The sequence below is a fragment of the Streptomyces sp. NPDC002785 genome (assembly GCF_040295565.1).
GTDB lineage: Bacteria > Actinomycetota > Actinomycetes > Streptomycetales > Streptomycetaceae > Streptomyces.
The window spans coordinates 43,500-51,351 of the sequence record NZ_JBEOVN010000028.1 but is presented as its reverse complement, the minus strand read 5'-3'; the positions used below and the strand labels follow the sequence as shown (position 1 = coordinate 51,351).

The 7,852-nt window shown below is 69.7% G+C and carries 6 protein-coding genes; 2 read left to right on the top strand and 4 right to left on the bottom strand.

Features of this window, described 5'->3' with window-relative positions; genetic code table 11:
* Positions 1-55: 55 nt before the first annotated feature.
* The 3 genes from ABTZ94_RS10505 to ABTZ94_RS10495 all read right to left on the bottom strand — a co-directional run bounded on the left by ABTZ94_RS10505 (position 56) and on the right by ABTZ94_RS10495 (position 2,794).
* Positions 56-1,609, bottom strand: coding sequence for a PH domain-containing protein (locus ABTZ94_RS10505; protein WP_351199514.1), 1,554 nt, complete (start codon positions 1,607-1,609; stop codon positions 56-58).
* Positions 1,606-2,097, bottom strand: a complete 492-nt coding sequence (locus ABTZ94_RS10500) for a PH domain-containing protein (protein ID WP_502967218.1) — start codon at positions 2,095-2,097, stop codon at positions 1,606-1,608. The genes ABTZ94_RS10505 and ABTZ94_RS10500 overlap by 4 nt, the downstream gene beginning before the upstream one ends.
* 130 nt (positions 2,098-2,227) lie before the next feature.
* Complete coding sequence (locus ABTZ94_RS10495) at positions 2,228-2,794, bottom strand: hypothetical protein (protein ID WP_351199510.1); 567 nt, start codon at positions 2,792-2,794, stop codon at positions 2,228-2,230.
* 169 nt (positions 2,795-2,963) lie between these two features.
* On the opposite strand from ABTZ94_RS10495, the gene ABTZ94_RS10490 reads away from it, so the two are divergent.
* Positions 2,964-4,217, top strand: a complete 1,254-nt coding sequence (locus ABTZ94_RS10490) for a sensor histidine kinase (protein WP_351199508.1) — start codon at positions 2,964-2,966, stop codon at positions 4,215-4,217.
* Entirely contained in the window at positions 4,210-4,842 is a 633-nt protein-coding gene (locus ABTZ94_RS10485; protein ID WP_351199506.1) for a response regulator transcription factor, read from the top strand. Before ABTZ94_RS10490 ends, ABTZ94_RS10485 begins: the two co-directional genes overlap by 8 nt.
* 148 nt (positions 4,843-4,990) lie before the next feature.
* Here ABTZ94_RS10485 and ABTZ94_RS10480 read toward each other — a convergent pair whose 3' ends face one another.
* Complete coding sequence (locus ABTZ94_RS10480; RefSeq protein ID WP_351199504.1) at positions 4,991-7,819, bottom strand: helix-turn-helix transcriptional regulator; 2,829 nt, start codon at positions 7,817-7,819, stop codon at positions 4,991-4,993.
* Between the last annotated feature and the right edge of the window lie 33 nt (positions 7,820-7,852).

The window sequence follows — 7,852 nt, the reverse complement described above, 5'->3', positions numbered from 1 at the left end:
GGCCTTTCGGCCGACCCTCCACCTCTCGGGGGATCGCCAGTTGGTCTGTGGTCGGTCAGCCGCGACGGGCGGACCGGGGTGCCCGTTCCAGGAACGGAAGGAGGAGCTGCGGTACCGCTTCCTCCGCGAGGGCGATGCCCTGGCCCGTGGAGACGTCGCGGACCTTGTAGACGCCTTCACCGGCGGCCGTGGCGGCACCGAGGGTGAACAGCCCGGCGCGGCGCTGGAAAGGCGTCCGGGTGATCTTCCAGCCGATGATTCCGTCCCGCTGGAGGGCGACGGTGCGGTGCACGAACGTCCCCGCGCTGGCCAGGAGATAGCCGCCGCGGATGCCGTGGCCGAGGGTCCGGTAGGCGTTGTACGCGAAGGCCGACAGGACCGGCACCAGGACCGCACCGGTGATCCAGCCGACGGACGTCAGTCCGTGGCCGAACCACAGACCGAGGCCGAAGGGTACGGCGGCGATCAGCACCGACCAGATCAGTGCCTGGTTGATCCGGCGCCGCAGGGCGGCCCGGGGGTGCCGGATCAACCCGTCCCGGACGGTCAGCGAGAGGTGCTCGCCCAGCACCTCGGCGGCCACTCGGCGGGCCTCGGCGCGGGGCACGGGCGGGGTCAGGACGCTCCGCCTGCGGTTGTCCTCCCGGTTGCCCAGGCCGCTGGCAATGGCGTTGAGCTTGGCCGCCTTGGCCCAGCGCAGCGGGATCGGCTCGACCAGCTCCACGCCGCGCAGCCGCCGCTTCTCGATGCTGACGGAGCGGGTGACGAACAGTCCGCGACGGATGCGGAACATTCCGCTTTCCTCGCACGCCAGTTGATAGCCGGACCAGCTCTCGATGAAGGTGGCGGTGGAGCCGACGATGCCGATGGCCACCACGACGGCCAGGACGACCAGGATCCCGTACCACAGCGGGACCGAGCCGAAGCGGTCCTGGAGATCCTTGACGATCCCGAGCTCCAGCGGGTCCACCTTCAGCTCGCGCAGCGTGCGGTAGACGCTGGCCACGGCGATGAAGACGCCGCCGACGCCCCAGACGCTCAGCGGGCCGTACCTCAGCCAGGACCAGTCCAGTTCGCTGATCGGGCCGTCGTCCGCGGCGACGGTGGCCAGGCCGCGCCTGGCGTCCCGGCGCTCGATCAGCTGCCGGCGCAGCTCGGCGGCGTCCGCCCTGCCGATACCGTCCAGCGCCAGCCGCTGGCCCGCGGAGACGCTCTGCTCGCCGGTGCCGATGGTGAGCTTGGTGAGACCGAAGAGCCGGTGCAGCGGATTGGCGGTCAGGTCGACACTGCGTATGCGGTCGATCGGAATCGAGCGACGGCTGCGGAACAGGAGCCCCGACTGCAGCTCCACCAGGTCGTCGGTGACCCGGTAGCGGGTGGTGAACAGCCGCATCAGGCTGATGCCGCTGATGACCAGGAAGGTGAGGAAAAGGGAGCCGAGGCTGATCAGTACCTGGAGGTTGGCCTTCCCGGTGATCAGGAAGGTCGCCAGGAACATCGCCACCGGTGCGGCCAGGACGGCCAGATTGACCAGGATCAGCCGAGAGTTGAGCCGACCCCACTGCGGAGCGGCGTGCGCCGCCCGCCGTACGGCGTTCTCGCCGCTCATGTGGCGTCCTCTGCGGTGGCCTGGGTGAATCGGGTCAGATGTTCCACCAGGTCCTCGGCGACCTGGTGCTCGATACCCTTGATCTTCACGGCGCCGGAGGCGGAGGCGGTGGTCACGGTGACTCCGGAGAGACCGAACATCTGCTGGACCGGTCCACGCAGGGTGTCCACCGTCTGTACCCGGGACAGCGGGACCACGCGCCACTGCTGCCACAGCCAGCCGGAAGCCGCGTAGACCGCCTCGTCGGTGACCTCCCAGCGGTGCACCCGGTAGCGCCAGGTCGGCATCACGGCCGTGTAGATCAGGCCGGGCAGCAGCGAAATCAGTGTCGCCCACATGAAGAATTCACGAGTGGGAGGTATGGAGGCCCACAGGATTCCGAAGGTGAGCGGAAGCGGCACGGCGAGCAGCGCCGACTGCACTGTCCACCAGCCGATCGCGCGGCTCCCCACCCGGTGCCGGGGCGGCCGGAGCCTCACATCTTCCATGCTTTCCACTGCTGCTTCACCCAAGTTCTTAACGTCAAGGCAGATTGCCGAGCTGATGAGATGTCATGTTGTCCAGCGAGGAGGGTGCTGGGGATCTCGGCCGGGCCGAGATCCCCAGCACCCTCCCGTATCAGAGCGCCGCGCCGCTGTTGCTCTGCGACTCCGGGACCACGTTCTGCGCCGCCTCGGTGACACGCAGCTTTCGCATCTTGGTCAGCAGGACGGCGGTACGGGTCAGGACCATGGCCAGGGACATGAAGACGAACGCGTTGGCGTAGGTGTCCGGTCCGCTGATCTTGTAGTCGATGGAGAAGCGGACGAGATCCGCCGTGAACCAGTGCTCGGCACCGTAGGCGAAGAGCACGCGCCCACTGGAAAGTACAACCCACACCAGCGCATAGCCGATCCCCCCGATGGTGTAGATCTGACCGGACTCATGACGGTAGGCGGGCAGCAGCGCACCGGCGATGAGACCGGCGATCACTCCGATTCCGATACCCACGCACTGGAACGAGACGTCGTTCCCGACGGTGGGGAACGAGTGCACGAAAATGGCGATGATGACAGCAACGGCGAGCACTGAGCGCACCATACGCATGGTGGTGATCTGGCGGCGGCCGATATCGGTGGCCAGGATAATGATCAGAATCGTGCCGCTTGCGATGAGAGCGGTGACGAACTGGCTCAACTGGCTCATGTGCAATGTCTCCTGCGCGGCTCGGCTCTTGACTGTGGCGCGCCGCTTCGGCGGCGTCCTGGGTTCCTACGCTAGGCCCGCGGCACCGGTCGCGGAGACGACTGAACGGTGGGTTCCGGCTGTCCACCGGACGGTGGACACGGTGGACACGCGTGGTAGGACTAGGGGCGTGCGCACTTATTTTCGACGTGACGTTCCACAGGCTCAGCACGACACGTCGCAGGCCGGCGCGTATTACGGACCCGAGTCCGGGACCCGCTGGTTCGGTCTGTGGGACAGCTTCTTCGCAATTTCCTATCTCGTCACGGCCACCCTGCTGATCAGCTCCGGCACTCCTGCCGTGGCCATCGGCGCGCTGACCCTGATCGTGCCCTGGTACGCGGGGCTCGGCCGGCCTCTGATGATCGGCGACGCGGCCGGGCCGCGGAATCTGGTCTTCGCGGGTGTCCTGTTGTTGCTGTTCGCCGTGGCCACGTCGTTCAACCTGTCCGGTTGCTTCGCGATGTTCGCCGTCGTCCCCATGCTCATCATGAGCCTGTCGATGCCGCAGGCGGTCACGTTGGTCATCGTGGCCAATCTCTGGCCGGTGTTGGTGGTGTGGGTACGCGGCGAGAACCTGGGCCTGGGGGTGCTCCAGGTGCTGCCCATCGCGCTGCTGAGCATCGGGCTGTCCACACTGCTCGGGATGTGGATCAAGCGGGTGGTACGCCAGAGCAAGGCGCGCGGTGGACTCATCGAGGAGCTCCAGCGCAGCCGGGAACGGGTGGCCAGGCTCTCCCACGAGGCCGGGATCTCCGCCGAGCGCGAACGGCTGGCGCGGGAGATCCACGACACCATCGCCCAGGGCTTGACCAGCATCATCGGCCTGGTCCAGACGGTCGATTCGGAGCTGGACCACTCCCCCCATCTGGCCCGCGCCCATCTGGCGCTGGCCGGCCGGGTGGCCAAGGAGTCGCTCGCCGAGGCGCGGGACTTCGTCACCGCTCTCACCCCGCCCTCGCTGCGCGGCAGTTCCCTGGTGCAGGCCGTGCGCAGGCAGGCGGACGGCCTGGTCGCCGAGACCGGCCTGGATGTGCGCTGCACCGTCGAGGGCTCCGAGAAGCCGCTGCCGATGGCCGTCAGCGTCGTCCTGCTGCGCTCGGTGCAGGAGGCCATCGCCAACGTGCGCAAGCACGCCACCCGGGCCCGTACGGTCGAGGTGATCGTCGCCTACGATGAGGACACCGTCCGCCTCGTCGTCCGCGACGACGGCCAGGGCTTCACCCCCGACGGGGACCAGGACGGATACGGGCTGCGCGGCATGCAGGCCAGGGCCATGGAGATCAACGGGTCGGCCACCGTAAGCAGCAGCCCCGGCCGGGGCACCACGATCGAAGTGACCGCCCCACTGGGCGCGGTCGGCCAGGAGGCGTTCAGTGACTGAGACAACGACGGTCAGGGTGCTGCTGGCCGACGACCACCCGGTGGTACGCGAGGGCCTGAGCGCCATGCTGGAGTCCGCCGAAGGCATCAGCGTCGTCGGTCAGGCCGGGTCCGGTGAGGAGGCCGTCGTCCAGGCCACCGCTCTGCGCCCCGACATCGCCCTGCTCGACCTGCGCATGGGCGGCATGGACGGCGTGGCCGCCACGGGCCAGATCCTGCGCCTCTGCCCCGGCACCAAGATCGTCATCGTCACCACTTACGAGGACGACACCGACATCCTCCGCGCGGTCGAAGCTGGCGCCTCCGGGTATCTCCTCAAGGGCAGCTCCCGCCAGGAGCTCGTCGACGCCGTCCACACCGCCGCCCGCGGCGAGACCGTCCTCACCCCGTCCCTCGCGGGCAAGCTCTTCCGCCCCCGCGTCGTCGAGCCCTCCCCGCTCTCCGGCCGCGAACGCGAAGTCCTCGGTCTCGTCAGCCTGGGCCTGACCAACGCCGAGATCGGCACCCGCCTCTTCATCGGCGAGGCCACCGTCAAGACACATCTGCTGCGCTCGTTCAAGAAACTGGGCGTATCCGACCGCACGGCGGCGGTCATGACAGCGATGGAGCGCGGCCTGCTGTCCTGAGGCACGCTCCCTCGGCCGAACGGAGGCTCAAAAGGGGCTTGTCCGGCCTCTTTTGAGCCCCGCGGCGGGGAGACACAGGACGGTGGGGCCCTGGGACGGCGGGCCGGACGCAACCCACAGCCTCAGGGCTCACCCATGGGTCGAACTGTCAGGCGATCCCGGCGAGGCTGCTGTCCGCAAGCTTCGCAGGCAGGTCTCGCCGCCGCTTCACCTTCAACTTCCGATAGATCCGGGTGAGATGCTGCTCCACCGTGCTCACGGTGACGCACAGCTTGGAAGCGATCTCCCGGTTCGTATTGCCGTGCGCGGCCAGGAGCGCGACCCGTGCCTCCGCCTCCGTGAGCGCGTCGACCTCCGGCTGAGCGGCGTCGCCGCCTGCCTGCCCGGCCGGGGCAGCCGCCTCTGCCCCGTCCCCATGGCTGGGGATGAGCTGGCGGCACAGCGGCTCCGCCCCGCACGCCTTGGCGACGTGCCACGCCTTGCGCACCAGCACCCGCGCGCGGTTGAAGTCACCCAACGCGCGGTAACCGCGGCCGAGTTCGCCGAGCGCACACGCGAGCTGAAGCCGGTCGTCGCCGTTCTCCAGGATCTCGACGGCCTCCTTGAGGCGGGGAAGCCGGCGCCGGAGGTCGTCGCCCCGGGCCAGGATCAGCAGCAGTGCACCGCGCAGCCCCCGATTCCCCGGACTGCGCCGCATCTGCTCCTCGGCGAGCGCGTGCGCCCGCTCGGCCTCGTCCAGGGCCAGCCATGCCTCGGCGGCGTCCAGCCGCCACGGCACCAGCTGCGGGGTGTCCACCCGCCAGGCGGTCATCAGGTCACCACAGGCATTGAAGTCGCCAAGGGCGGCGTGGAATCGGCCGGTTGCCAGGTGGTAGCGCCCGCGGGCGCGCAGGTAGTGCAGTCCCAGCAGGGTCTGGAACAGCCCGTCGGGGACCGGATGTTCCAGCAGCGCCATGGCCTCGTCGTAGCGGCCCATGCCGGTCTCGCCCTCGATCAAGGTGGCCAGTGGCAGGGCTATGGCCACACCCCAGCCAGCCGGGGATATCCGGGAGAGCGCGCTCCGCGCCTGGTGTGTGGCGACCGTCAGATCGCCCTGCCGCAGCGCGATCTCGGCCCGTACGGCGGACAGCACCGCCTGCCAGGTGGGTACCTGCCGGCCCGCGCACTCGCCCAGCAGCCGTTCGCACCAGGTCTGGGCGAGGTCGATCCGTTCGGCGTAGACGAGGGCCATCAGGGCGAACGCCAGCGGCTGCAGGGCGTTGTCGGACAGGTGGTAGCGCTGGAGGACACGTTCGGCCTCGATCACCGCGCGGTGCGCCTGGCCTCCGCTGAGGACGGCGGTCAAGGAGGCCGCGGACTGCGCGTACGCCTCGCCCGTCAGGTCGCGCGGGCCGGTGGCGGTCGCCTGGGCCGCGACGCCGACGGTGGGGATGCGGGAGCGCAGCGGCGGGCTGACCGCGGTCAGCCACTGTGCGGTGGCAGCCAGGGCCGCGCCCCGCACATCCTCGCCGCCGGAGGTGTCCGACCCACCCGAGGCGGTCCGCTCGGCGGCGGACAACCGGGCGACGGCGTGCGCCGCCTGCTCCAGGCGGCCGGACCAGAGGAGGTACGAGACGGACAGCGCCAGGTCGCGGGAGGCGACACGGCCGGCTTCCAACTCGGCGACGAGCTGCGGGAGGTGAACCTCGGCCGACATCGGGCCCAGCCGCCAGGCGACGCTGACCAGACGGGTCTTCAGGGCGGCCCGCGCAGGCCCGTCCTGGCAGGCGGCATGGGCGAGTTCCAGGCAGCGCAGCGCGAATTCCGGGTCCTCTTCTGCGAGCGCGTACTCGGCCGCCTCACGCAGCACGGGCACGGCCCAGCGCTCGACATCCCATCGGGCGGCGACCAGGTGCCGGGCGACTTCGAGCACGGCGGCGCCGTCGCTGTGGAGCAGCCGGGCGGCGCGCCGGTGCAGTGTGGCGAGGGTGACGGCGGGGATGGCGTCGAGCACGGCGGTGCGCGTGGCAGGGCTGCGGAAGGCTCCGCCTTCCAGCAGCGCGCTCTGGTGCAGGTCCTGTACGCCCTGCTCGACGGCGCCGGTGTTGAGGCCAAGCAGTTCGCTCAGCAGCACCGGGCAGTCGGCATCGCCCAGGACCGCGATGCCCTGGGCGATGGTCAGCACATCGGGGACGCCACGGTGCAGGCAGCCGTGCACAGCCTGGGCGTACGCCTCACCGGGGACGGGCCGTTGCAGGGATTCGCCGTGTTCGCCGTCGGCCCGCCAGTCCTCCATGAGAGCGCGCAGCAGCAGCGGGTTGCCGCCCGTGAGCCGGTGGCACTCGGGGGCCAGCCGGGCGGCGACGGTGCTGGAGACATAGGCGTTGAGTACGCGCGCGACGCCCGCCTCGGTGAGCATGTGAAGCCGCAGCTGGCCGCAGTTGGGTTGACGGAGCAACTCGGCGTGGAACACCAGCTGTTCCTGGCGCAGCCGGGTGGACTCGGTGAGCACCACCAGCACCTTGGCCTGACGTACCCGGCGGGCCAGGTGGAGCAGGAACTGGAGGGAGTGCCTGTCACCCCAGTGCACATCGTCGACCGTGATGACGAGCGGGCGGCCCTCGGCCAGTTGCAGGAGAACCGAGGAGACGCGGGACATCGTGCGCAGCCGGGCGGGGGCGTCGCTCTCCTCGTCGGTGTCCGCGCCGTCCAGCAGCGCGATCGCCTCGGCACGGGCCTGGGGCGACATCGTGGCGTTGTCGAACACCTTCTTCAACAGCCCGAAGGGCAGTTCGCGCTCCGATCGGGATCCGGCGGTCTCCAGTAACAGCGCGTCGCTGGACAGGGTCCGCTCCGCGAACCTGTCGAGCAGGTCGGTCTTTCCGCTGGCGACGGCGCCGCTGATGAGCGCCAGCCGCCCCCTCCCCTGTTTCGCGCTGCACAGCATGTCGTTCAGCGTCGCGAGATGACTATCACGTTCGAAAAGTTTGGCAGGCAAGGTGAGTTCGTCCCCAAAAACCCTGACCTGCGG

Bases quoted from the DNA above. Each gene is read 5' to 3' on its own strand.
- ABTZ94_RS10505 (WP_351199514.1), bottom strand. From the start codon at position 1,609: ATGAGCGGCGAGAACGCCGTACGGCGGGCGGCGCACGCCGCTCCGCAG.
- ABTZ94_RS10500 (WP_502967218.1), bottom strand. From the start codon at position 2,097: ATGGAAGATGTGAGGCTCCGGCCGCCCCGGCACCGGGTGGGGAGCCGC.
- ABTZ94_RS10495 (WP_351199510.1), bottom strand. From the start codon at position 2,794: ATGAGCCAGTTGAGCCAGTTCGTCACCGCTCTCATCGCAAGCGGCACG.